General features: G+C 54.2%; 21 protein-coding genes, 2 tRNA genes and 1 other RNA gene. 10 read left to right on the forward strand and 14 right to left on the reverse strand.

Annotated elements, in window-relative coordinates:
* Positions 1 to 2: 2 nt before the first annotated feature.
* The gene (locus EYR88_RS02255; RefSeq protein ID WP_131088112.1) at positions 3 to 1100 is read left to right on the forward strand and encodes a bifunctional glycosyltransferase family 2/GtrA family protein; all 1098 of its coding nucleotides are present in this window, start codon (positions 3 to 5) and stop codon (positions 1098 to 1100) included.
* A 67-nt stretch (positions 1101 to 1167) separates the two neighbouring features.
* Positions 1168 to 2790 carry a carbohydrate-binding domain-containing protein gene (locus tag EYR88_RS02260; protein ID WP_131088113.1) on the forward strand — a complete coding sequence of 541 codons (1623 nt, stop codon included), beginning with the start codon at positions 1168 to 1170 and terminating at the stop codon, positions 2788 to 2790.
* 102 nt (positions 2791 to 2892) lie between these two features.
* On the opposite strand, the gene EYR88_RS02265 is transcribed toward EYR88_RS02260, so the two are convergent.
* Complete coding sequence (locus EYR88_RS02265; protein ID WP_131088114.1) at positions 2893 to 3477, reverse strand: TetR/AcrR family transcriptional regulator; 585 nt, start codon at positions 3475 to 3477, stop codon at positions 2893 to 2895.
* A gap of 98 nt (positions 3478 to 3575) precedes the next feature.
* Here EYR88_RS02265 and EYR88_RS02270 point away from each other — a divergent pair, with 98 nt between their 5' ends.
* Entirely contained in the window at positions 3576 to 3962 is a 387-nt protein-coding gene (locus tag EYR88_RS02270) for a DUF1304 domain-containing protein (RefSeq protein ID WP_131088115.1), read from the forward strand.
* A gap of 46 nt (positions 3963 to 4008) precedes the next feature.
* A complete protein-coding gene (locus EYR88_RS02275; RefSeq protein WP_131088116.1) occupies positions 4009 to 5019 on the forward strand; it encodes an NADP-dependent oxidoreductase in 1011 nt (336 codons plus the stop codon).
* A gap of 109 nt (positions 5020 to 5128) precedes the next feature.
* On the opposite strand, the gene EYR88_RS02280 is transcribed toward EYR88_RS02275, so the two are convergent.
* Together EYR88_RS02280 and EYR88_RS02285 are read right to left on the reverse strand one after the other, a co-directional pair.
* The gene (locus EYR88_RS02280) at positions 5129 to 5638 is read right to left on the reverse strand and encodes a GNAT family N-acetyltransferase (protein WP_131088117.1); all 510 of its coding nucleotides are present in this window, start codon (positions 5636 to 5638) and stop codon (positions 5129 to 5131) included.
* Positions 5635 to 7902, reverse strand: coding sequence for an excinuclease ABC subunit UvrA (locus EYR88_RS02285; protein WP_131088118.1), 2268 nt, complete (start codon positions 7900 to 7902; stop codon positions 5635 to 5637). The genes EYR88_RS02280 and EYR88_RS02285 overlap by 4 nt, the downstream gene beginning before the upstream one ends.
* 431 nt (positions 7903 to 8333) lie before the next feature.
* On the opposite strand from EYR88_RS02285, the gene EYR88_RS02290 reads away from it, so the two are divergent.
* Positions 8334 to 9617: a dicarboxylate/amino acid:cation symporter gene (locus tag EYR88_RS02290; protein ID WP_131088119.1), complete on the forward strand. Its 1284-nt coding sequence runs from the start codon at positions 8334 to 8336 to the stop codon at positions 9615 to 9617.
* A 71-nt stretch (positions 9618 to 9688) separates the two neighbouring features.
* On the opposite strand, the gene epsC is transcribed toward EYR88_RS02290, so the two are convergent.
* The 3 genes from epsC to msrA all read right to left on the reverse strand — a co-directional run bounded on the left by epsC (position 9689) and on the right by msrA (position 12005).
* Positions 9689 to 10273 (reverse strand): serine O-acetyltransferase EpsC, encoded by a 585-nt coding sequence (gene epsC, locus EYR88_RS02295; protein WP_131088120.1) that lies wholly within the window; start codon positions 10271 to 10273, stop codon positions 9689 to 9691.
* A 141-nt stretch (positions 10274 to 10414) separates the two neighbouring features.
* A complete protein-coding gene (cysK, locus tag EYR88_RS02300; protein WP_131088121.1) occupies positions 10415 to 11350 on the reverse strand; it encodes a cysteine synthase A in 936 nt (311 codons plus the stop codon).
* Positions 11351 to 11477: 127 nt separating this feature from the next.
* The gene (gene msrA, locus EYR88_RS02305) at positions 11478 to 12005 is read right to left on the reverse strand and encodes a peptide-methionine (S)-S-oxide reductase MsrA (protein WP_131089760.1); all 528 of its coding nucleotides are present in this window, start codon (positions 12003 to 12005) and stop codon (positions 11478 to 11480) included.
* A 132-nt stretch (positions 12006 to 12137) separates the two neighbouring features.
* Between msrA and EYR88_RS02310 the strand changes: the two genes are divergently transcribed.
* Together EYR88_RS02310 and EYR88_RS02315 are read left to right on the forward strand one after the other, a co-directional pair.
* Positions 12138 to 13088 carry a Nif3-like dinuclear metal center hexameric protein gene (locus EYR88_RS02310; protein WP_131088122.1) on the forward strand — a complete coding sequence of 317 codons (951 nt, stop codon included), beginning with the start codon at positions 12138 to 12140 and terminating at the stop codon, positions 13086 to 13088.
* Between the two features lie 12 nt (positions 13089 to 13100).
* A complete protein-coding gene (locus tag EYR88_RS02315; protein ID WP_131088123.1) occupies positions 13101 to 13499 on the forward strand; it encodes a VOC family protein in 399 nt (132 codons plus the stop codon).
* 128 nt (positions 13500 to 13627) lie between these two features.
* Here EYR88_RS02315 and EYR88_RS02320 read toward each other — a convergent pair whose 3' ends face one another.
* From EYR88_RS02320 to EYR88_RS02330, 3 genes are all read right to left on the reverse strand, one after another.
* The gene (locus EYR88_RS02320; protein WP_131088124.1) at positions 13628 to 14779 is read right to left on the reverse strand and encodes a hypothetical protein; all 1152 of its coding nucleotides are present in this window, start codon (positions 14777 to 14779) and stop codon (positions 13628 to 13630) included.
* The gene (locus tag EYR88_RS02325) at positions 14740 to 15876 is read right to left on the reverse strand and encodes a sialidase family protein (RefSeq protein WP_131088125.1); all 1137 of its coding nucleotides are present in this window, start codon (positions 15874 to 15876) and stop codon (positions 14740 to 14742) included. The genes EYR88_RS02320 and EYR88_RS02325 overlap by 40 nt, the downstream gene beginning before the upstream one ends.
* A gap of 152 nt (positions 15877 to 16028) precedes the next feature.
* Complete coding sequence (locus tag EYR88_RS02330; RefSeq protein WP_131088126.1) at positions 16029 to 16808, reverse strand: peroxide stress protein YaaA; 780 nt, start codon at positions 16806 to 16808, stop codon at positions 16029 to 16031.
* Positions 16809 to 16996: 188 nt separating this feature from the next.
* Between EYR88_RS02330 and rnpB the strand changes: the two genes are divergently transcribed.
* From rnpB to EYR88_RS02345, 3 genes are all read left to right on the forward strand, one after another.
* Positions 16997 to 17351, forward strand: an RNA gene (gene rnpB / locus EYR88_RS02335) — RNase P RNA component class A.
* Between the two features lie 203 nt (positions 17352 to 17554).
* A complete protein-coding gene (locus EYR88_RS02340) occupies positions 17555 to 19012 on the forward strand; it encodes a glyceraldehyde-3-phosphate dehydrogenase (protein ID WP_131088127.1) in 1458 nt (485 codons plus the stop codon).
* 129 nt (positions 19013 to 19141) lie between these two features.
* The gene (locus EYR88_RS02345) at positions 19142 to 20188 is read left to right on the forward strand and encodes a winged helix DNA-binding domain-containing protein (protein WP_131088128.1); all 1047 of its coding nucleotides are present in this window, start codon (positions 19142 to 19144) and stop codon (positions 20186 to 20188) included.
* A 12-nt stretch (positions 20189 to 20200) separates the two neighbouring features.
* Here the strand turns inward: EYR88_RS02345 and def are convergent, their stop codons facing one another.
* The 5 genes from def to orn all read right to left on the reverse strand — a co-directional run bounded on the left by def (position 20201) and on the right by orn (position 24074).
* Positions 20201 to 20773 (reverse strand): peptide deformylase, encoded by a 573-nt coding sequence (def, locus tag EYR88_RS02350; RefSeq protein ID WP_131088129.1) that lies wholly within the window; start codon positions 20771 to 20773, stop codon positions 20201 to 20203.
* 24 nt (positions 20774 to 20797) lie between these two features.
* A complete protein-coding gene (locus EYR88_RS02355; RefSeq protein WP_242632435.1) occupies positions 20798 to 21946 on the reverse strand; it encodes an acyl-CoA dehydrogenase family protein in 1149 nt (382 codons plus the stop codon).
* An 871-nt stretch (positions 21947 to 22817) separates the two neighbouring features.
* Positions 22818 to 22893: transfer RNA gene (locus EYR88_RS02360), tRNA-His, on the reverse strand.
* A gap of 334 nt (positions 22894 to 23227) precedes the next feature.
* A tRNA-His gene (locus EYR88_RS02365) sits at positions 23228 to 23303 on the reverse strand.
* Positions 23304 to 23519: 216 nt separating this feature from the next.
* Positions 23520 to 24074, reverse strand: a complete 555-nt coding sequence (gene orn, locus EYR88_RS02370; RefSeq protein ID WP_131088131.1) for an oligoribonuclease — start codon at positions 24072 to 24074, stop codon at positions 23520 to 23522.
* Positions 24075 to 24101 lie beyond the last annotated feature (27 nt).

Below are 24101 nucleotides of genomic sequence, written 5' to 3' on the forward strand. Positions count from 1 at the left end.
CCATGATTCTCCTGATTCCCGCGTTTGAACCAGATGAAAAGCTCAATACCCTTATTGAGTCCCTGCAGCTGACGAGCAATGAAACGGTCCTGGTCGTTGTTGATGACGGCAGCGGACCTACGTCAGCAGAAATCTTCGCTTATGCCCAGCGTCAGGGAGCAATCCTCGTTCAACACCCGGTCAATTTGGGTAAAGGGGCCGCACTCAAGACAGGATTCAGCTTTATCGCTGAAAACTTCCCTGGCCACGATGTTGTCACCGCGGACTGCGATGGTCAGCACGCTGCTGAAGACATCTACGCTGTGGCCAGGGAAGTGGGTCAGAAGAAAAGCATTGTTCTTGGAGAACGTGAGTTCTCCGGCAAGGTACCGCTACGCAGCAAGTTGGGCAATAAGGCCACCGCGTTATTCTTCGCACTCTCCACAGGCACATGGCTCAACGACACCCAAACCGGGCTACGCGGATTCCCCGCAGAGATACTTCCATGGCTAGGCAAGGTGCCCGGCGAGCGCTACGAGTACGAACTGAACATGCTGCTGGATGCACGACGGAACAATATAGAGCTCCAGCGGGTGAAGATTCAAACCATTTACCTGAACGACAACGAAAGCTCACACTTCCGGCCCATCAGGGATTCGATAAGAATCTACGCCCCACTCTTGAAGTTCTCCGCTTCGTCATTGGCAGGATTCGCGGTGGACACGGTGTTGCTCCTGATCTTCACCGCGACGTTCCACCAATTACTACCTGCTGTGGTCCTAGCTCGTCTAGGCAGCGCCGCCGTGAACTTTTGGATCAACCGACAGCTGGTGTTTACCGAAGGTCGTACGCTTCCATTGCGCGCAACAGTAAGTCGTTATGCATTACTGGCCATTGTCCTACTGGCCCTGAATTACGAGTTGCTCACATTGCTTTCCTCGTCCGGGATTCCGTTATTACTCGGAAAAATCATTACAGAGATCGTGCTCTTCTTGGTGAGCTTTTCCGTTCAAAAGCGGTTCTTGTTCCGGAAAAAGTCGAGCAAGTCATCCCCATTTCAACATTCACAAGCGCGGCATTTGGTGAATACAGAGTCACCACAGGGAACTATTGAAAGATAGTCATATACCCTCAGATAGGCAAAAATAAATTGCCGACAATCCTATTATGAATTCAGAGAGAATGCTCATGAAACGCTCATTTCGAAACAAGGCACTGAGTTCAGTTGCCGCTTTATCGCTGGCGCTGACCATGGTTGGGTGTGCGACAGGCTCTGGCGGGACAACGGTCTCCGATGTCATCAACGCAACCAGCAACGCAAGTAGCGCATCCACGGTGGCAGAGAGCAGCAGCTCTTCGGGCAACACCTCAACTGCCTCAGCAACCGACATTTCGGAAGACACGCACTTTGATGAGGATGATCTGCAGTGGGACGCTGACAAAGAAACAACTGTGGACCTGGCCGATGGTGGCACCAAAGCTTCAGGAACTGACGCTGACAAGGTCTCGGTAGATGGGGATACCGTCACCATCACCGGTGCTGGTACTTACCGCCTGTCTGGCTCGCTCAGTGACGGCAAGGTTGTCGTCGCCGCCGGCGAGGAAGACGTTGTTCGAGTCATCATGGATGATGCCTCCATCACCAGTTCAACCGGTTCCGCAATCCAGGTTGATGAATCCAATGAAACCCTTCTTTATCTAGAAAAGGGCACCAGCAATTCTGTATCCGATGCGAGCACCTACGCTGATACCGCCGAAGATGCTGCCAATGCGGCAATCTACTCGATGGCTGACCTAACTATCGCAGGTGAGGGTTCCTTGGACGTGAAGGGAAATTACCAGGACGGCATCGTTAGTAAGGATGGTCTAGTTCTTGCCTCCGGTGACGTCACTGTCACCGCGAGCGACGACGGAATTAAGGGTAAGGATTACGTAGCCCTACTCGGTGGCGATGTGAAGATTACTGCAGCCGAAGATGGCATCAAGTCAACCAATGACACTGACGCTGATCGCGGCTGGCTACACCAGTACGGCGGCACGTTGAAAATTGACGCAGGAGACGACGGAATCAAGGCGGAGCAGATTTTGACGCTCAGCGGTGGAACCGCGACGGTCAGCAAGTCTAACGAGGGACTGGAATCGCCGACCATCAACCTAGCCGGAGCGACGGTCAACGTGAACGCTACCGATGACGGAGTGAACGCTACCGCTGGTAGCAGCGAGACTACAACGCAAGGTGGCGCAGGAGGAGGCATGGATGCCGCGCAGGATGCCCACCTGAACATTTCCGGTGGCAAGGTCACGGTCACTTCGGAGGGTGACGGGTTGGATTCCAATGGCGACATCTCAGTTACCGGTGGTACGACCGTAGTCAACGGTCCAACCAACGGCGGTAATGGCTCACTCGACTCTAATGGGGATATTTCGGTTGACGGTGGTGTACTTATCGCGGCTGGCAGTGACGGCATGGCTGAAGGTCTAAGCGATACTTCCAAGCAGTCCGGCGTTCAGGCTTCCCTTGGCACCACGGTTGAAGCAGGAACCGCTATCCACATCGTTGATTCGAGCGGAAAAGTAGTCGCTAGTTTTGTCACCTCAAAGGCCACCGCCAATGTCGTGTACTCCAGCTCCGAGATTGTTGACGGCGATAGCTACAGCTTCTACACCGGAGGTACCGTAGATGTTGATGCGGGTCTAGGTACCGGTAGCATCACCGACGCAACCGAGGTTATCACCGCAATCGCCGGGGAGTTTGAATCCGGAATGGGCGGCATGGGTGGCGGCATGGGCAGAGGCCCAGACGGTCAGTAAAACTAAATAAACTAAAGGGTTGTCATACTAATGAACCCCGCTGTCCCATTCATGAGCTGGGGCAGCGGGGTTCAGTGTCGTTTCCGGAAAGAACCTGTTGGCTTAGTGCTCGCAGATAACTAGCGTCTTGGCATCTTCAAGCAGGGTCCGGGCCTGTGCTGGAGCGATTCGCACCAGCGCAAAAGCGGCAACAACAAGACCTGTCACCGTTGAGGCCAATCGTTGTTGGACGGTTGGGTCGAGATCGCTTCGGGCAGCGCTAATCCCGCGACCAAACGCAGTTTCTAGCTCTTCTCTGTAGGCCTGGACCACTTGCGACACGTGGGAGTCGGCTGATAGGGGTGAATTGGCGGTGTTGATCAGCAAGCAACCATTGCTGGTTGGCAGCGCCTTGGGCTGACCAAATACGGAGATCAAACCATCAAGGTACTCAGTGAGTGCTTGCGGGCTAACGTCATCAGATATCAGTGGTTCTAGGCGCGGGCGAACAATCTCATCGAGGTAGCTCTGCACGGCTGCGTCAAACAAACCTCTTTTGGAGCCAAAGGAGTTGTAGATGCTGGATCTGCTCAGGCCGGTGGCTGATTCAAGTTCTGGGATGGACGCTGCTTCAAAGCCCCTAGACCAGAATAGGGAGCGAGCTTTTTTGATGACAGCGGTACTGTCAAAGGCTAGTGTTCTTGCCATCACATACCTTTCTACTTTCGGAAACGACCATTACAGTATATATTGAAATGGACGTTACAGAATGCTTGTTCTGCTAAAACTTTCAGGAGCTGTTAATCATGATCATCACCGCACTCGTGCTGGCCACCCTTGCTGCATTGCTTCACGTGTACATCTTCTTCATGGAGTCCCTATGGTGGACCACTGACAAAGTTCGAGCAACCTTTGGCTCGACGCCTGAAGATGCGGAAGCAACCAAGGAGATGGCCTTCAACCAAGGCTTCTACAACCTGTTTCTGGCCATCGCCACCCTGGCAGGCGTCGTCTTCCACATGGCTGGAGAAGCAACCATCGGCTCGACCCTGATCTTCACCGGAACCGGCTCCATGTTGCTGGCCGCACTGGTCCTAATCATTTCCAGCCCATCCAAGGCTTCGGCAGCAATCAAGCAAGGCATCTTCCCATTACTGACGGTGATCGCACTGATCATCGGCGTAGCACTCTAAATTTTCAAACCCGAAAAAATTCGAAAAAGGAAAGGTACTCAACATAATGAGCGAAACCACCAGCACCCAGATCCACCTCGCCAGCCGCCCAACCGGATGGCCAACGAACGAAAACTTCACCGTTGAGCACGTTGAACTTGCAGAATTGAAGGACGGCGAAGTTCGGGTTCGCAACGAATTCATCTCGGTTGACCCTTACATGCGCGGACGCATGAACGACACCCGCTCCTACGTCAAGCCATTCCAAATCGGCGAGCAGATCGCCGGCGGTGCAGTAGGACGCGTCATCGCTTCAAATGACAGCTCCCTGCCAGTAGACACCCTGGTTCTTCACCAGCTCGGCTGGTCGGACTTGGCTCAGGGTCCAGCAGCTAGCTTCAAGGAAATCCCTGACCTTCCAGGTGTTCCAAGCTCGCTGCGCCTGCACATCTTGGGCATGACCGGGCTGACCGCCTACGTAGGTTTGAACGCAATCGCCGGCTTGGCTGAAGGCGAAACCGTCTTCATCTCCGGTGCGGCCGGTGCCGTTGGTACCGCAGCCGGACAGATCGCCAAGCTCATGGGAGCTAAGCGCGTTATCGGTTCCGCAGGTAGTGCTGAAAAGGTCGAACTGCTCACCAGCAAGTACGGCTACGACGCAGCCTTCAACTACAAGGACGGCGACGTTCGTGGACAGCTAGCCGCTGCTGCCCCTGAGGGCATCGACGTCTTCTTCGACAACGTTGGTGGCGATCACCTCGAAGCAGCACTGGCAGCTTTCAATGACGGTGGCCGTGCAGCCCTGTGTGGTGCTATCGCAAGCTACAACACCACCGAGCCAACCCCAGGCCCACTGAACATGGCCAACCTGATCACTCGTGGCCTGAAGCTTCAGGGCTTCACCCTGTCGAGCTACCTGAACTACGGCGAAGAGTTCTCCCAGCGCATGGGCCAGTGGTTCGCTGAAGGCAAGGTTTCCTACGATGAGACCATCGTTGACGGTGTAGAGAACACCGTTCAGGCCTTCTTGGACATGATGGCCGGAGCAAACACCGGCAAGATGCTTGTTCGCATCTAATTGATCTTGCACTAAGCAGGTAACAACTAACGGGTCCGACCGGAAAATTTTCCGCTCGGACCCGTTATGCGTTAATGATGACCTGTCGCGATGACGCAGCGAATCATTCTCAGACAGGCAAGCGCACCATGCGCAGATCAGTGATCAGCGGTGCGGTGGGGTCATCAAGCACTTGACCATCAAAGGAGAATCCGTTGCGCTGATAGAAGGCTATCGCCCGAGGATTCTGTTCGGCCACCCATAAGAGGGCCGGTTGATCCCCAAGTGCAGCATCCAGCAAGGCCTGGCCCGCACCGGAGCCGTGCTGATCGTTGAGCAGATACAAGTTGTATAGTTGCCGGTCAATTCCCGCCGGAACATCGACCGAGTCCTTGGTGCACGGTGCAGCAAACGAGAAACCAATCAAGTCTTCCTGCTCATTGCATGCCACAGCTAGAGAGAACGCAGGGTTCGGGTCAGCTAAAATCCGTTGCCACAGGTTGAGACGATGCTCAGCATGCTCTGTGCTAAAAAATCCCTCGGGCAACAGTTCCGTGTAGGTCTGCTTCCAGCATTCAACATGCAAAGCGGCCAGCTCAACGGCGTCATCAGCTACGGGTTTGCGCAAAGTGAAGCTCATTGACTGCCGCCGACGTATTCATTCAAGTGAATTCCGGTGAGCGTGCCAGATTGACTAAGTTCTGCTGGCGTTCCTTCAAAGACAATCTGACCGCCCTCATGCCCGGCCCCTGGTCCAAGGTCAATCACCCAATCAGCATGGGCAACTACCGCTAGATGGTGCTCAATGACAATGACGGTGTTTCCTTCGTCAACCATTTCGTCGAGTAGACCCAGCAAGTTTTGGACATCGGCCATATGCAGACCAGTGGTTGGTTCATCCAGTACGTAGGTGCCAGAACCCTTGCCTAAGTTGATGGCAAGCTTGATGCGCTGGCGCTCACCGCCCGAGAGCGTACTGAGGCGCTGCCCGAGCTTGAGATACCCCAGTCCTACTTGGTTCAGCCGGGTCAGCATGGCTTTGGCTTTAGGGATCTTGAGTTGTTCTAAGGCTTGCTCCATGCTCAAGTCCAACACTTCACCGATATTCAAACCGTCCAAGGTGTAGTTCAAGACTTCAGCGGTAAAGCGCGTACCTTCACATACTTCACAGGGCAGAGCCACTCCGGCCATCGAGGCCAAATCGGTATAGGTGAATCCGACGCCCTTGCAGTTTGGGCAGGCTCCTTCGGAATTTGCGCTGAATAAGGCCGGCTTGACCGAGTTGGCCTTGGCAAAGGCGGCTCGAATCGGATCCATGATTCCGGTGTAGGTGGCAGGATTTGAACGGCGCGAGCCTCGGATCGCTCGTTGATCCACCACGGCCACATCTTCACGCTTGGAAATCGTTGAGTGAATGAGCGTGGACTTACCGGACCCGGCAACACCGGTGATGGCACACAGTACACCGGTAGGGATATCTACGTTCACGTCTTTGAGGTTATGTGTGGAAGCGCCACGAACTTCTAGGGGAGTACCCGGTGACCTGGTAGCGGGCTTCAGCGGAACACGCGTAGAAAAATGTTGACCGGTCAGTGAATCGCTGGCCAACAGGCCAGAAACATCTCCGCTGTAACTCAGCGTTCCACCGTGCGTTCCAGCACCCGGACCAAGATCAATCACGTGATCAGCGATCTTGATAACTTCAGGCTTATGCTCAACGACCAGTACGGTATTGCCCTTATCTCGCAGATCCGCCAACAGCCCATTCATGCGTTGAATATCGTGCGGGTGAAGCCCCACGGTTGGTTCATCAAAGACGTAGGTGACATCCGAGAGTGCGCTACCTAGATGACGAATCATTTTCACGCGCTGGGCTTCACCGCCCGAAAGTGTTCCAGCGGGTCGATCTAGCGAGAGATATCCCAAGCCCAACTCGACCATCGACTCAAGAATCGCAATCAAGTTCTTGATCAGGGGAGCGGCGTCCGGGATCTGAAGTTTGTCTAGTTCCGCGGAAAGCTCAGAAACCTGCATGGCCGTCATATCGGCGATGCCCAGTGAATTCATCTTTGAGGCTCTAGCAGCTTCACTCAGTCGGGAACCGGCGCACACCGTGCACGGTGCCGTGGTTGAGATCCGGTCGATCCATTCACGAATGTGCGCTTGCTTGATTTCGCGACCAGAAAGAATGTAGTTGGACTTGATGCGGGTGATGAGCCCCGAGTAGCTCATGTTCGCCCCGTTGAGCTTGACCTTGCCATCTTCGGCATGAAGCATGCGATCAAGCATGTCCTTGGGCATATCTTTGAGCTTGATATCAAGATCTGGTTCGGTGCCTGCAGTCAATGTTTGCCAGAGCCACGCGCCAGGAGCAAAGTTTGGTGCCTTGATGGCGCCCTCGTTCAGGGTCTTATCCCAATCCAATAACTCGTCAAGGTCGATACTTGCTTCCGTACCAAATCCCTCACAGGCCGGGCAAGCTCCTTGTCCGAGGTTGAAAGAATATGCGCCCGCGCCACCGGCACTTGGAGTTGAGTAGCGTGAGTAAAGAACACGAAGCAATGAGTAGGCATCGGTGGCGGTACCAACCGTTGAGCGGGAATTGGATCCCATGCGCTCCTGATCAACAACGATGGCTGCCGACAAGTTCTCTAGAACCTCAACGTCGGGCCGAGGCATCGAGGGCATGAACGACTGAACAAAAGAGGTATACGTTTCATTGATCAATCGCTGTGATTCGGCAGCGATCGTTCCGAAGACGAGTGAAGACTTACCTGAGCCGGAAACCCCAGTGAAAACCGTAATGCGTCGTTTGGGGATGTCGACATCAATACCCTTGAGGTTGTTCTCTCGGGCTTGACGGACTCGGATCATATTGTGGGTATCGGCAGGATGCGCATTCATAGGCCCAACATTACTAAGAGGTATCCAGATCGGGTACTAGGCTCCTCTAAGCTTCAACAAATCAGGGACGTTAAGTCAGGGTCATGTTCAAGCGGTGGGCCGAACATGCTCAGGCGCTCGCCGAGAGCACCCACAACCGATCTTGTCAGTCGTCACGTTGCGCCACTTAATTCAGCAGAGGATTTCCCGCGATGCGGATCTCTCAGATCTTCCACTCGTCTGGTGTACGCGTGATCGATTTCGAATTTTCTCGAAGAAAACTTGTCCTGCGAAGCTAAACGTTCGAAATTTGTCGGTACTGTGGGAATCCCTGAGCGATTCACAATGTTTTCGGGTTGCCATGTGCCCAACTATCATTGTCGAGACGTGTGCTGCGACACATCGATGGCTGTTTAAGCGTCGCTATGATCCCGAACCAATGAAGGACCTTCATGAAGCTGTTGAAATCAATCCCACTGCTTGGCTGGGTGCTCATAGCAATCGTCTTAGGCGTTTTGCTTGGCCCAGTAATGCCGGTATGGCTAGGAAGCGTATTCCTGACCTATAACTCGATCTTCTCGGGCTTCCTGAACTTCGTTGTGCCACTGATTATTTTTGGTTTGGTTTCGCCAGCTATTGCTGAACTTGGCAAGGGTGCAGGCAAATGGTTGGGCATCACTGCGCTGCTCGCCTACGGATCAACTTTGGCTGCAGGGCTACTTGCGTACTTTGTCAGCCGCTGGCTATTTACCCAGTCATTGTCCGGTGGTGGACTTGAAGCCATCGGTGAAGGTGAAGGCTCAGGATTTAAGCCCGTCGTTTCCTTGGTTAGTAGTGCGGGGGACTCGGCCACCGAGATCGTCCTGCCACCAGCTTTGGACGTGATGACTGCACTGGTCCTTGCGTTCATCATCGGGTTGGGCATGACTGCTTTCCGCTCCACGGTACTTTTCCGCGGTGTTGTCGAATTCCGCACCATCATTGAGATGGTCATTCGTCGTGTTGTCGTCCCTGCCTTGCCGGTCTTCATCTTCGGCATCTTCTTGGATCTCTCCGCCAGCGGAAACGCAATCACTGTGGTGACCAAGTTCTTGTTGGTCGCTGTGGTTTCCTTCGCACTGACCCTCGTTGTTCTGCTGGCCCAGTACTCGATCGCTGGAGCCATGAACAAGCGCAACCCACTGAAGGCTCTCTGGGGTATGCGCGATGCCTACTTCACCGCACTGGGCACCTCGTCCTCGGCAGCCACGATTCCAGTGACGCTGGCTTCAACGAAGAAAAATGGTGTTTCGGACGCTGTGGCCGGCTTTGTTGTTCCACTGTGTGCGACCATTCACCTCTCCGGTTCAATGGTGAAAATTACCTGCTTCTCGATCGCAGTCCTTTTGCTCACTGGCGGAGAAGTCACCTTCGGTGCTTACTTCCCATTCATCTTGATGCTCGGAGTCATGATGATTGCCGCTCCTGGTGTTCCAGGTGGCGCCATCGCAGCAGCAGCTGGTCTGCTTGGCCAGATGCTCGGCTTCGGTGATGTTGAAGTTGGCCTCATGTTCGCCGCTTACATCGCACTTGATAGCTTCGGCACCGCGACCAACGTGACCGGTGACGGAGCCATGGCGATGATCATGCAGAAACTGACCAACGGCAAGCTGGGCACCGCACCGCAAAGCCAGGACGATGAGATCGTTGAGCTGGCTGACGGCAGCCGCACCGAAACTCATCAAGTCGCTGAGTAAGCGTTCTTACTTAAACTGATCGGGTCCGCACCAAATGGTGCGGACCCGATCAGTTTAAGAACTACGTGCAGCTAGATCCACATCGCAGGATCGATGTACTCAGCTGGGTCAACAGCAGGCTTGCGCTCTTCTGGGCTACGTGGGCGATTCTGTGCAGGAATGCCGGTAACGATCGAGCCTTCTGGTGCATTCTTGACCACTACAGCGTTAGCACCGATGGCGGAATCCGCGCCAATGAGGATCGGACCGAGGACCTTGGCTCCGGCGCCAATGACCACACGATCACCAATGGTTGGGTGACGCTTGACCTTAGCTAGGGAACGACCGCCCAGAGTTACACCGTGGTACAGCATGACGTCTTCGCCGATTTCAGCAGTTTCACCAATGACGATGCCCATGCCGTGGTCGATGAAGAAGCGACGGCCGATGGTGGCGCCAGGGTGAATCTCAATGCCGGTCAGCGCACGTGCAGCCTGCGAGATCAGTCGTGCGGCTCCCTTGGTGGAAGGGTTCTGCCACAACTTGTGAGCTGCGCGGTGTAGCCAAATAGCGTGCAACCCGGAATACACGAAAAAGTTTTCGGTATCGCTGCGTGCCGCAGGATCGTGCTGTCGAGCTGTGGCTAGGTCTTCACGCAGGCGGGAGAAAAAACTCATGAATACTACCTTAGGGGTTGCGGTTCGCTGTGCAGGAATCCGAAGACGTCGCACAGCAAATCGGCGCGAGCTGCACCGATCAAGGTCTCTATTAGACCAACGGTGGCTCGCGCCGATTTATTCTAACTTTCCGAAACTGATTTAGCCGCGGATGTCATCAAAGAGCAGGGTGGAGATGTAACGCTCACCGAAGTCAGGGATGATAGTCACGATGCGCTTGCCAGCGTTTTCTTCGCGAGCAGCGATCTGCAGTGCACCCCAAACGGCTGCACCAGCGGAGATACCGCCGAGGATACCTTCCTTGACGCCCAATGCGCGTGCGGTAGCAACCGAATCTTCGATGCTGGCATCCAGAACTTCGTCGTACAGTTCAGTGTCCAGAACCTCAGGGATGAAGTTAGCACCAAGGCCCTGAATCTTGTGTGGGCCTGGCTTGCCACCGTTGAGGATCGGCGAATCCTTTGGTTCAACAGCAACGATCTTCAGGTTTGGGTTCTTTTCCTTCAGGAAGCGACCTGCACCGGTGATGGTGCCACCGGTACCGATACCAGCAACAAGGATGTCTACCTGGCCCTCGGTGTCATCCCAGATTTCTGGGCCGGTGGTGTCCGCGTGAATCTGAGGGTTAGCGGAGTTAGCGAACTGCTGAGCCCAGACGGCGTTCTCAGAAGTCGCAACGATTTCCTTAGCCTTTTCTACTGCACCGCGCATGCCATCGGCACCTGGGGTCAGTACGATTTCAGCACCGTAAGCGCGCAGCATAACGCGGCGCTCGGTGGACATGGTTTCAGGCATGGTCAGGATGACCTTGTAACCACGTGCTGCGCCGACCATGGCCAGAGCGATACCGGTGTTACCCGAGGTACCTTCAACAATGGTGCCACCTGGCTTCAGCGCGCCCGACTTTTCTGCAGCGTCGACGATTGCTACACCGATGCGGTCCTTGACGGAGTTTGCTGGGTTGTAGAATTCCAGCTTCACAGCGACGTTGCCGGCTAGGCCTTCGTCAAGTCGGTTCAGCTTTACCAATGGGGTGCGGCCGATAACTTCGGTGACGTTGTTGTAAATCTTGCCCATGTTTTATGCAGTCCTTACGTGACTCATTGCGGCCGCGATTGCTGGCGGCGAGTTACTTGCAGATGACCGGCTAAATGGCTCGGACATCTCGAGGTTCATTTCTAACCCTAGTAGGCATGCCGTCAAGCTAGGCTTCATTTAGCCATTGTGCGTAATATTTCCTGACTTTTGCGATCTTCGGGTCGATGATCACTCGGCAATATCCGACATCTTGGTTAGCTGCGTAGTAATCTTGATGAATTTGCTCCGCAGGATAGAAATCTTTCGACTCTTCTATTGTGGTGACAATCCGATTAGGGTATAAAGGCGCAAATTTTGCGATGGCCCCAGCGAAAAGCGTCCGCTGCTCTTCATCCAGCGGGAACATGGCCGAGCGGTATTGGGTGCCTACGTCATAACCCTGGCGATTGAGCGACGTTGGATCATGAACGGTGAAGAACATGTCCAAGATGATCTCGGCTGGAACAACTTCTGGATCAAAGATGACTGCAACACCTTCAGCGTGCCCGGTGGTTCCGGAGCAGACCTGATAATAGTCCGGGTCACTGGTGTGCCCACCGATGTATCCGGAGATCACGGCGTGCACGCCACGGGTTTGCTGGTAGATGGCGTCCAAGCACCAGAAGCAGCCACCTGCCAACACGAAGGTTGCCAGCTTGGCCCCCTGAAGCTCGATTGTAGGGCTGAATTGATGCGGTGATTGAAGGCTGAGAGTACTCACACAGTTCACAACGATGCGGCGTTGCATTCTGTTCCATCGATGTACCCAACGCGTAGGGTTGGTGACATGCAGAGCAAGGCAAATAACTCGCAAGAACCTGATAAGAAGCCGTCAGTTACGGACGCCGCTTCGCTCAAGCCAGTGACCGACGAAGAAGTAAAGCAGCCAGTTGATGGGGAACCGGCTGCAACTACTTTGGGCGATGTGCTTGAGGCAGTAGAAGAGCTTTGGCCAAAATCCTTGGCGGAGGACTGGGACGCCGTTGGTCTAGTGACCGGACGTAGCGCCCAGCAGATCACCAAGGTTGTAATGGCTGTAGACCCGACCCTTGTGGTGATCGAAGATGCCATCGCGCGTGGAGCTGACTTGCTCATCACTCATCATCCACTGTTACTTCGTGGTGTCACCCAAGTAGCAGGAACCAGCTTTAAGGGCGAAGCGATTCACCGGCTCATTGAGACCGGAACCGCTTTGCTCACGGCACACACCAATGCTGACAACGCCATTGGGGGAGTCAACGACGCCCTGTCCGACGCGTTTGGCCTCAAGGATTGTGTGCCTCTGGTGCATTCCAAGGACGGATTGCCAGAAGAAGGACTAGGCCGAGTCGGCTTCCTGGACAAGCCAATGAAGCTTGAAGATTTTGCTGAACGCGTTTACACCGTGCTCCCTGCCGTGGCCGGTGGCGTACGTGTTGCAGGTGACCGCACCGGGATCATCCGCAAGGTCGCCCTATGCGGTGGGGCCGGTGACTCGTTATTTGATGCGGTGCGCTCACACCAAGCCGATGTCTACGTCACCGCAGATCTACGCCATCACCCGGCCAGTGAAGCACGCGAAGCAGCCAACGGTGGCTTCCCTTACTTGATTGATGTTTCCCATTTTGCCTCCGAGTGGGTCTGGCTTTCAGCCGGCGCTCGCGCTTTGCAGAATGTGCTCAACGATCTGGGACATTCGGTAGAGATTGAAATATCGCAAATTAATTCGGATCCTTGGGACTTTGTCCTGACCCCATAGGCAGGGTACCGCATGCTGCATCATTTGGAAATCTGGGTTGATGACTTATCAGCCAGTAAAGCAACGTTGGGATGGTTGCTGACGCGTCTGGGTTACCGGATTGATTCTGAGTGGAGTAATGGGATCAGCTACGCCCATTCAAACTTTTATATCGTTCTTGAGTCCGGGCCTGATGTGCGCCATGGACGCCACGAACGCTTGAATCCAGGATTGAACCACTTGGCTTTTACTGTTGAGTCCAAAGAACTAGTTGAGCAAATTTCACGCGAGGCTAGTGACCACGGATTTACCTTGATGTTCTCGGATCAGCATCCACACGCTGGTGGAGAACAGCACTACGCTGCGTATCTGGAAAATGGCGAGGGCTTTGAAATTGAACTCGTCGCCGCTGATGGGCAAGGTGGCAGTTAGTTCAACCAACAAAAGTTCAACCAACAAAGAAGACTGCCATGGGTGGGATTCGGGAATAGTAATTCCCAAGTCTTGCCCACGGCAGTCTTCTTTTGCTTCAGTGCATTGTCAGGTTTTGCACTTTCAACCTACGGGGCGATGGATTGAGAAATCTCAGCCTGGATCTTGATATCGCCGTTGCGAGCGGTAGCAATTTTTGATTTTTCCTGTGCGCTTCGGCTTGAGGCATCAGCGCTAGTGCGAAGGCGTGTGATGGTTGCGCTCTTCGATTCGCCTGCGTCAAGCTCCTTAATGCTGAATTCCGAACCTTCTAGGGCGCTGAGTCGAACGTTTCCGGTATTTGTAACCGTGACTTCATAGCTAATCCAGTCACCGGCTTTAGGCGACGAATTCAAAGCAGGCTCAGCGGCAACTTGCTGTGAGGCCTCGACGGTAAAGCTAGGTTGGCGATCGACGAGGTCGACTTCTTGATCCGTGATTGTGTATTCATCCACGATGGCGTTGCTGCCGACCCGGCCAGAAGTCCAGTGCGTTTGAGGAATAAAGAATCCGTTGGCTAGCTCATTGCTGGTTACCTCATGGCGTGGAGTGGCGCAGGTGTAGCCAGCACCCGCGGGCAGGTTCGAGTAGCGGCAAGTGCCCGCCGGGCTGGGCTGTCCAATTGGGCTGGCGGAAAACGGTGAGAAGTTACCCGCAGTTGGTACGACCCATTGAGCGATGTTTCCAATGCTATTCACACGGAAGCTGTACGGAACTTTTTCACCGACCGCATATGGGTCCACGGCCAAGTCTCGACTCATATCGGTGCGTTGACCCGAAATGTTAAGTCCAGTGGTTTCTTCGCCGGTGATCTGAGCGGACACAGATACCTGCGAAGTTTTTCCAGTACTACTCGTGAACTGCAACGGTAGACTCTGGTTTCCAAGCGCGGTGGACGCGACAGTGACTGGAAGGTTGATGGTGGTGCTGGCGCCTGCGGCAAGATTGGTGACCGATTTTGCTGTGGCGCTGAATTGCGTTGAGGCGCCCACCGCGATGGCGCCCGAGAGCTCCTCGTCTTCCTGGTTCGTGATGGTCACTGGAACGTCAAGAGTGGATCCTGAGCTGGCGGTGAACGCTTCTGCCTGCATCGGAGCACAGACGTAGTTCAACCATTCTTCATCGAACGTAGCAAGCTGCATGGCGTCGGTGTAGTTAGCTTCGTAAAACACGCCAAATTTTCCATTGTCCAAGACATCGGCTACCGAGTACCCGGAGAAACCACGACGAATGGTGCGCAAACCTGGCCACGTTTTCCGTCATCGCAAGAAACTCGAGCTGAAACGTTGGAGCGCGAAGTTTGTGAATTGGCTCCGGTATACAGCAACTTTTTGGCCTGCGCATCCGGGAACATCTGGGTGATGTGTGCGTTATTTGTGGGATCGGGGAGGTTCTTATCCTGGGTGACCTCCGAGTAGCTGTGGCCACCATCATTAGAAATAGCTACCTTTCGATAGCCACCGCCGGCGTTGTCACGGGAATTGAGCATAAGCCGCCCGTCGGAAAGTTCAACCACTTTGTTCTCGTCCATGGCCTGTCCGGTGAATTCTCCATGTTTCCACGTCGCTCCGTGGTCATCGGAATACATCGAGAAGGCTTGAATCGCTCGGGTGCCATCGGCCTGCATGACATCTCCGGCGTATTGCTGAACGAGTCGCCCGGCGTATTGGCCGCGGGTTATCTGGATGCCTTGACCGGACGTGGCGAAGGTCGAACGTACAGTGCCGGGGACCGCGCTGTCTCCTGGTTTGACGACATCGGTAATCAGTCGAGGCTTGCTCCACGTGGCTCGGTCATCGGTGGATTCGACAACAGCTGCGCTGAGCACTTGCCGGTTGGCATCGTCATGGCCCCAAATGCTCCCTACGAAGCCTCGATCCTTGGAGTAGACAAAGAAGGCGAAGGTCTTTCCGCTTTCGTCATCCACCACATAACTGGGGTCAGAATAGCCGTGCTTTCCTTGTTCGGGGGAGCCGGTGAAGCCTGCCACGACAGTGGTTACTGGCCCCCACGTTGCACCGTTATCGGTGCTTTTGCGCTGCACGATGCTATTGGGGTTCGGTGCATCTGAGGCGTTTCCCGGACGGCCGTCCCACGCGGCGAGAACTACCCCGTCGCCCAAGTGAGCGAGAGCGGGGATGCGATAGAAGAAGTTGTTTTCGGTGCGGTCGGTTCCGAGATTTATTTCTTTGAAGGTTCCCGGCGGCACCGCAGGGTCCGCTTCCTCTAATGTGGTGGCCGCTAGGGCCCCGTTTGCGCTGAAAAGGGGAATGGTCAGGCTGACTGCCAGTGCAGCGGTCAGGATTCTACGGTGCTCGTATCGAAAATGGCTTCGCATGGGCTGGTTCCTCGCAGGGGTATGGTTCCTGAAAATTGGAAGGACGTATGACGTAGGACGTCATACGTGAAGCATATGTGAATTGAATCACAAGCGGAAGAGGGAAAGTTTGTTCTTTTGTCGTGTGCGCCAAGACGAGAGGCTGATTCTTACTACTTTGTGGTGGTGAACTGATGGTCTTCGGGGAGCAGAATATTTAGTGCTTGACCCTTTTTGTCGTCCACCAGGGTGGCCTCCCACTTAGATTGAATCAGTTCAAGCAATTCCGTCGCCGTCTTGGGCTCGACTTCTTGCTGAACCAAGAACCGGGCAACTTCGCCGCGAGTGTGTTTGGCGAAGTGCGATACGACCTTCGGAACACCGTTGCGTAACTGAAAAACATTGACGGCCACGCTATTTCCGTTGCTTGGCTTGTAGGCTGCCGTGTAGGTACTTGAGCGTGCGTCGATGATGAGCTGGTTCCCGGCCATCTCGTCCAATACTGGAGTTAATCGTTTCTTCCACCAGCTCCCGAGCCTGCCCAGTGGTTCAAGCTTGGTGGACATAGAAAGTCGGTACGGTGGGATCCGGTCATCAAATCTGACGGCGCCCCACAACGCAGAAATGACCAGAATGCTTTGATCTGCCCGCAGCTTTGCTGGCTTATCCAACGACGCGTAGTTCAAAGCCTCAAAAAGCACACCTGAATAAATATCGTGTGCCCTGGCTGCCGGTTCAGTGTGCAGTGAGATATTGCGAGCTACTTCGTTAGCTAGTGAAGCTCCAACGCCTAAGACTTCCATGGCGTCTTCGCGAGCAGAAACTTGCGCAAGAGAATCGATGACTTGGTGACGATCATCATTTAGTTCCGGAAACGAGAGTGTTTCCAATTCAAACGGAGCACCTTGAGTATGGGCTGTCTTGCCTTCAGAAGGCGGCAACAAAATAAGCACGCCTTCCAGCCTATCGGAATTCAACACTCAACCTTTGTCGATGAAGACTTGCTGATGCTTTGAGCTACGCGTGCATCCAGTGCGTATCAAATCGTTCGTGGTTAGGTATTTTTGGAGAATCTCCGTGTCGGACACCTCGCTCAGCGCGTTACGGCAGGCAAAGTCCCGGGGCTAGAATGGTTAACGAATGGGATGGCCAGACGGTCGCGTGGCAAGCAATTGTCCCGAGGAACGTCCGGGCTCCACAGAACAGGGTGGTGGGTAACGCCCACTCGGGGTAACCCGCAGGCTAGTGCCACAGAAAATAGACCGCCAGGTTTCCTGGTAAGGGTGAAACGGTGGTGTAAGAGACCACCAGCGTCCCGGGTGACCGGGATGGCTTGGTAAACCCCACTCGGAGCAAGGTCAGACAGACTGCGTTATGAGGGCTGTTCGCCCCATGCAGTCGGGTGGACCGCTAGAGGCTGTCGGCAACGGCAGTCGTAGATAGATGACCGTCCCGCTTCGGCGCGACAAAACCCGGCGTATCGGCCATCCCATTCACCATATTTTTCCTCACTTCTCAAGTGAGATGATTCACAGATCTTGGTGCCCGGAAAATTTCTGCGCAGTTTAGAATGGAAAATGTACTTAGTACTTACGAGGATGATCCTGTGACCTCGTACCACCGCAAAAGCAATGGTGCTTCCCACGGTGCCAACCGACTTTATGGATCTGCAAGTCGGCTGAATTGGAAGGATTTTCCTTTGACCCAGCAGTCTGTCGTCGCCCAGCAAGAATGGAGCGGGCGCGAAGAGCTCGCCGAGGCCATGATTCCACTGATCGGACGTTTGTACCGCAAGAACAATGTGGTGCCCTCCGTATATGGCCGCAAGCTGATCAATCAGTCCTCAATCGACATCATCAAAGCACACCGCGTTGTGCGCCGCATCGATGGCGAAGAGCTAAGCCTGAAGGCAACCAAAGCAATTCTCGATGAAATCGAGACACTCAATGTTGGCTCGGTCGCCGTTGATCTTGGCCGCTTGAACAAGAAGTTCAAAGAATCTGGCTCCGTTGACCTGAACTCATTTATCAGCAACGAACTGGGCGAAAAGGTCGGCAAGGCCGGCGCTACCGACGCAGAACCAAAGGACGTAGTACTCTACGGATTTGGTCGCATTGGTCGCTTGCTCGCTCGTATCCTGATTGAGCGTGGCGGTTACGGCTTGCGTCTGCGGGCAATCGTTGTGCGCAAGGGCTCGGATGATGACATCGTCAAGCGCGCTTCGTTGCTTCGCCGCGACTCGGTGCATGGCCGCTTTGAAGGTTCGATCACCGTCGACGAGGAAAACAACACCATCCTCGCCAATGGAACACTGATCAAGGTCATCTACTCGAATGATCCAGCAACCGTTGATTACACCGAATACGGAATCAACAACGCGATTGTTGTAGACAATACCGGACGCTGGCGCGATGAAGCTGGCCTGTCCCAGCACCTTGAAGCTAAGGGTGTTGCTCGCGTTCTACTTACCGCTCCAGGTAAGGGCGACTTGAAGAACATCGTTCACGGCATCAACGATTCGTGGATTACTGCAGAAGACAAGATTGTCACCGCAGCATCGTGCACCACCAACGCCATCACCCCAGTGCTCAAGGCGCTGAACGACAAGTTCGGCGTTAACCACGGACACGTTGAGACCGTTCACTCGTTCACCAACGACCAGAACCTGATCGACAATTTCCACAAGGGCGAACGTCGCGGACGCGCAGCTGCACTGAACATGGTGATCACCGAGACCGGTGCTGCCAAGGCTGTTGCTAAGGCACTGCCAGAGTTCGAAGGCAAGCTGACCGGTAACGCAATTCGCGTACCAACCCCAGATGTCTCCATGGCCATCTTGAACCTGACCCTGGAGAACGAAACCAGCAAGGAAGAGTTGAACGCTTACCTGCGTGAAACCTCGCTGACCTCGAACCTGCACAAGCAGATCGACTACATCGATTCCCCAGAAGTGGTTTCCACCGACTTTGTTGGCTCACGTCGTGCCGGCATCGTTGATGGCCTGGCCACCATCGTTTCGGGCAAAAACGCTGTTGTCTACGTTTGGTACGACAACGAGTTCGGTTACTCCTGCCAGGTAGTGCGCGTGATCGAATCGATCGCTGGCACCCACCCGGTAGCTGTTCCAGATGTGAAGGCTGAAGCCGTCAGCGTCTAGAACTAGAGTTGTACGACTTTTCGGGACCATACTTCGCGCATGATGCGTGAGGTACGGTCCCGAAAGTCGTTTAAGCCTCAGCCCGTTCCTGCTACGCTCGGCTCTAGGTGCGAGAGATAGGGCAAAGACGTGGAACGAGAGCGGTTGTTGGCCGCACGGATGCGCAGTCAGAAATTACGTGAGCCTGCACAAAGCTTGCTGGGTGCAGCCGAGCATATGTTGGCGATTCAAGCTCAAGACTTCACCGCCGGACGTTATGCCTTGGCTCAGCGGGTAGCGTCCGAACCGAACCGAGCACAGGTTAATGAGCTGTTCAATGATGGCCAGCTCGTTCGTTCGTGGACCATGCGTGGCACCCTGCATATCTGTAGGTCACAGGACGCCAAGTGGATGGTGCAGGCGGCCAGAGAGCGTACCCTGAAAACAGCTGCGACTAATTTGCGCGCTTTGCAGATAGATTCGCAAACCATTGACCGCGCCTCTACCATCGTGACCAACCTGCTCATTGACTGCCAAAGAGCCAGTAGGGCCACAATCTTTGCCGAGCTAGAGAGTCACGGGATACAGACTAAAAATCAGCGCGGACTTCATGTGCTCTTGGTGCTGGTACAAAACGGGCTGATCTGCTTGGGACCGATTCCTGCGCAGGCCAAACTGATCGCCCAAGACTATGTGCTGGTAGATCGCTGGATCAGTGATCACCGTGTGCCTACAGATCCGATGCACGAATTGCTGCTTCGCTACCTAGGCTCCCATGCACCTGCGACTTTGCGTGGTGCCGCTTGGTACACGGGACAAACCCTGACAACGATGCGCAAGGCGGCCAATGAGGTGGCCGATCAGCTTGTGGCAGTAGGGCAAGACGAGCGGGGTGAGGATTACCTCGTAGTTGCCGGCTCTGCCACGCATCAAGAGCTTGAGAGCTCTGGCGAGGTGGAACTACCCAAGCGGTTGTTAGGCCCGTTCGACGAGTACTACCTGTCCACCGCGGATCGGCACCTGATCGCCGATGCACCCATGCAGAAAGCGATCATGCCAGCTACCAACGGCATGTTTAATGCATTCTGGATTGAACAAGGGCGAGCCACGCAAGTGTGGAATACAAATGTAGCGCCGACCGATACACTCGGTGCGGCGCTACATCAGCGATATCTTGACTTCAAGACTGCAAACTAGGCAGCCAAAGCGTTAGTGACCAAAAGGGTCCTCGTCGGTGCCAGGCAACCAGGTAATGCCAGGTACGCCCCAGCCCAAAGACTTCTTGGCTTTGTTCCAACGCTTATCCCAGCGAGGTTGGAGCTTATCTACGTAGAGGAAACCATCAAGGTGATCGTATTCGTGCTGCATCACCCGGGCGAACCAGTCGTGAGCCTCGAAGGAGATCGGATTTCCGAACTCATCAAAACCTTCAACCTTGGCATAGTCCGCACGCTTGAGCGGGTAGTTTAGTCCAGGGACCGACAAGCAACCCTCGGACTCGTCATCAACGTCTGCCGGAGCTTGCGACACCTTGGACAGGGTTAGCTTCGGGTTGATGATGACACCACGCTCAGGAGCGGTGTCCTGGTCTGCGTAGACATAGGTGAATAGACGTAGACCGATACCAACCTGCGGAGCAGCCAGTCCCACGCCGTGGGCTTCGTCCATGGTCACGTGCATATCTGCAACAAGCTGGCGTAGCTCATCATCAAACTCGGTGACTTCTACTGCGCGACGATGAAGAACAGGTTCTCCATAAACTGTGATCTGCCGGATTGGCACGTGATCAGGTCCTTTCAAAAGTGCTTAAAGTGCTCGTCCAATAGTTTCACGCATGATCTCACTTGTGCCACCAAAGATGGTCAACAAACGAGCCGCGGTGAAGGATTGAGCAATTGGGTACTCCATGATGTAGCCATAACCACCATGGATCTGCAACGCCTTGTCCGAAAGCTTTTTCGCGCTCTCACTAGCCCAAAGCTTCACTTCGGCAGCTTCCTCAGCACTAAGTTCGCCCTCGTTAAACGCAACAACCGCCTGATCAACAAAGGTCTGGGTGACATGCGCCTCAGTTTTCAGGTTAGCCAGTTCAAAGCGGGTGTTCTGGTACTCGGTGAGGGCCTGCCCGAAGGTTGAACGATTGGAGGCGTGCTCCAGTGCTTGCTCAAATGATGCGCTGGCGATGGCAGATGCTGCTACCGCAATAGCCAAGCGTGCCTGAGGCAACTGTTCCTTGACGTAGGTTAGTCCCTGCCCGATCTCACCAATGCGATCAGCATCAGAAACCTTGACCTCATCGAAGAACAGCTCCGCGGTGTCAGAGGCACGCAGTCCCATCTTGTCGAAGGGAGTGCCGTTGCTGTAGCCCTCGGAACGCTCAACCATGAACAACGAGAACGACTGCGCCGTGGCGCGACCGCTTCCACCGTCAGTACGGGCAAGCACTAAAGCGGCATCTCCGAATGCACCATTACCAATAAAGGTCTTCTGACCGCTGAGCAGCCAACTCTCACCATCACGTACGGCCTTGGTGCGCACAGCGCGTAGGTCCGAACCAGCTCCGGGCTCAGTGAAGGCGCAAGAAGTGATCGTAGAACCATCCACCATGCGAGGAAGCCACTTGGCCTTCAGTTCATCGGTACCGTAATTGATCAAGTACGGCAGAACCAGATCATCGTGCAGATGGAAGGCCAAGGCAAGGGCTAGGTGCCCGGCACGGACGAACTCTTCATCAAGAACGACACGGAATCGGTAGTCATCGATTCCCATTCCGCCAAACTCTTCAGGAACAGCAAGCCCAAGCAAGCCGTTCTCACCGGCTGACTGCCAAACCTCACGTGGAATCTGGTGGTCCTTCTCCCACTGGGCGTATTTTCCGGAGACTTCACGAGTATTGAACTCCGTTGCCAATTCACGGAACTGCTCGTGGTCCTCTTCAAGAAGTGCGCGTTTCACAGGGGGAGTACCTTTCGGTGGATTGGACGCAGGCAAAAAGCACAGAGGCCTGCCAAAGTACAACATCCATTATGGGTGGTCGAGCCAACTCGCGCCTATTTGAGCTGTAAAACTTTGCATCAAGTCGCAAAATAACGCTAGAAGTCTCGAAAAACAGGGGGATAGACCCCAAAAATCAACAGATTCGAACATAGTTTCGAATATGGTGTTGAATTTGCTGAAATGTGACAAGAAGGCAACAAGTGTTGGAGCGGAACGTCATGCGCTCGCCGAACCCCAGCCAGACTCAGCGCAAAGTGCGGAAGTCCGAAGCTGCGGTAAAACCTCCTGAGTCGGTCGGTTGATGCAACGTAGGGGCCTGAGTAGGTTAGTTCAGCTGTTCTATGGGGTGCCCCTGGTAACGACCAATTGTGCGCGAGTCAGGTGATCCGTATTTCGATGCGCATGAGTAGACAAGCGTTGAGCGGGCCTAAGGGTAATGCGAGGCCTCGATGCTAGTTGGTTGGACTAAATCTCCTCTGCACCACGTGGACCTGTGCATCCAACTGGTATTGCTCCGAAAGGTACGGGCGTCAAATCATTCACGTTACATACTGTGCCCATTGTCGAAAGCATGTTGAGTGGGGGACCGAGCAACGGTTTGTGCGCCGCATTGAGCGGTCTGGGTGATCAGGAACGCGCTCGCCGTAGGTTCCGCGTCAGTGCCCACTGCTTTTGATTCAAAGTGAGGCAAACTGCGCATCTGCGGTTCTTGGGTTGCGTTTGTTGAACCCTGAATGGATGTAAGTACGCGGACCAGAGCTGCGTCAATAGGACTGAGAATGCAAAAGACTCGATTCGGAACCTAAGTTCTGAATCGAGTCTTTTGATATGGGGTGAGTAACGGGGTTTGAACCCGCGACCTTCTGGACCACAACCAGACGCTCTACCAACTGAGCTATACCCACCATGTTCACTTCAATACTAGTCAGACGCTCTAGAGCTGGTGACTAAGTATCGGGCAACGAGAAATACTATACACGTAGTTTGCCGTTCAATACTAATCAGGAAAGCGTGAGCCGTTGGTTTGTGACCAGAGGCTCATTTTCGAGTCGAAATGCCGACCGGGCGTCTTTGCAAGTGTGCCATTCATCCGAGCCTTGTGGGCAAATCTTGCGCGCAAAAGAAGCGGAAGCCTAGCGTGGGCAATGGTGTCGCCAGCCGATTACCGGATGCTCGCAAGAGGGTGAACGAAGAAAAGGCTTGATTTGAAACCTAAGTTTCGAATCAAGCCTTTTGATATGGGGTGAGTAACGGGGTTTGAACCCGCGACCTTCTGGACCACAACCAGACGCTCTACCAACTGAGCTATACCCACCATGTTTGCTTTATTACTAGTCAGAATGCATTTGAAAACTGATTTCGTATCTGGCAACGAGAAATACTATACACATATTTCTCACCTATTAGCCAATCGGGAACCCCAGGGGCGCTATGCAGTGCATCACTCTGCGCCCCAAGGGTTCCGGCGCGACTACTGGTCGTCGCTGGTAACGATTTGAGCTGCTACAGCTTTGGCCTCGTCAGTGCTTGGTCAGGGAGCTGGAACCATGATGGTCTCTCGGTAGTACCGAAGCTCATCAATCGAATCTTGAATGTCGCCTAGGGCACGGTGGTTGCCGGTCTTGGCAGGGGCCGCATAGTGCGCCTTCGGGTACCAGCGACGGCTCAGTTCCTTCAGCGTGGAAACATCGATGATCCGGTAGTGCAGGTGCTCAATCACTTCAGGCATATCCCGAGCCAAGAAGTTCTTGTCTGTCCCTACCGAGTTGCCACCGAGCAGCGCTTTATTGGCTTCAGGAACATGCTTCTTGATGTACTCCACCACGATGCGCTGGGCTTCATCCATGCTCAAACCCTGTTCCAGCTCTGGGAGCAAGCCACTGACGGTGTGCATGTTGCGCACAAAGTCGTTCATCTGTGCCAAAGCAGCATCTTCAGGCTTGATGACAACCTGAATTCCTTCATCAACGATTTCCAATTCGGAATCGGTGATCAGTACCGCTACTTCGATCAGTGCGTCGTTGACCAGATCCAGTCCGGTCATCTCGCAGTCGATCCATACAATTTTTTCTGAGTTACTAGCCACGTAACCAATCTACACTTGCACCGCGCC

Origin of the sequence: Arthrobacter sp. S41, from assembly GCF_004320535.1 — a bacterium.
In the GTDB taxonomy this organism is placed as follows: domain Bacteria; phylum Actinomycetota; class Actinomycetes; order Actinomycetales; family Micrococcaceae; genus Glutamicibacter.

Excerpts from the sequence above, each read along its gene's own strand:
- EYR88_RS02255 (WP_131088112.1), top strand. The coding sequence starts at position 3 with ATGATTCTCCTGATTCCCGCGTTTGAACCAGATGAAAAGCTCAATACC.
- EYR88_RS02260 (WP_131088113.1), top strand. The coding sequence starts at position 1,168 with ATGAAACGCTCATTTCGAAACAAGGCACTGAGTTCAGTTGCCGCTTTA.
- EYR88_RS02265 (WP_131088114.1), bottom strand. The coding sequence starts at position 3,477 with ATGGCAAGAACACTAGCCTTTGACAGTACCGCTGTCATCAAAAAAGCT.
- EYR88_RS02270 (WP_131088115.1), top strand. The coding sequence starts at position 3,576 with ATGATCATCACCGCACTCGTGCTGGCCACCCTTGCTGCATTGCTTCAC.
- EYR88_RS02275 (WP_131088116.1), top strand. The coding sequence starts at position 4,009 with ATGAGCGAAACCACCAGCACCCAGATCCACCTCGCCAGCCGCCCAACC.
- EYR88_RS02280 (WP_131088117.1), bottom strand. The coding sequence starts at position 5,638 with ATGAGCTTCACTTTGCGCAAACCCGTAGCTGATGACGCCGTTGAGCTG.
- EYR88_RS02285 (WP_131088118.1), bottom strand. The coding sequence starts at position 7,902 with ATGAATGCGCATCCTGCCGATACCCACAATATGATCCGAGTCCGTCAA.
- EYR88_RS02290 (WP_131088119.1), top strand. The coding sequence starts at position 8,334 with ATGAAGCTGTTGAAATCAATCCCACTGCTTGGCTGGGTGCTCATAGCA.
- epsC (WP_131088120.1), bottom strand. The coding sequence starts at position 10,273 with ATGAGTTTTTTCTCCCGCCTGCGTGAAGACCTAGCCACAGCTCGACAG.
- cysK (WP_131088121.1), bottom strand. The coding sequence starts at position 11,350 with ATGGGCAAGATTTACAACAACGTCACCGAAGTTATCGGCCGCACCCCA.
- EYR88_RS02310 (WP_131088122.1), top strand. The coding sequence starts at position 12,138 with ATGCAGAGCAAGGCAAATAACTCGCAAGAACCTGATAAGAAGCCGTCA.
- EYR88_RS02315 (WP_131088123.1), top strand. The coding sequence starts at position 13,101 with ATGCTGCATCATTTGGAAATCTGGGTTGATGACTTATCAGCCAGTAAA.
- EYR88_RS02325 (WP_131088125.1), bottom strand. The coding sequence starts at position 15,876 with ATGCGAAGCCATTTTCGATACGAGCACCGTAGAATCCTGACCGCTGCA.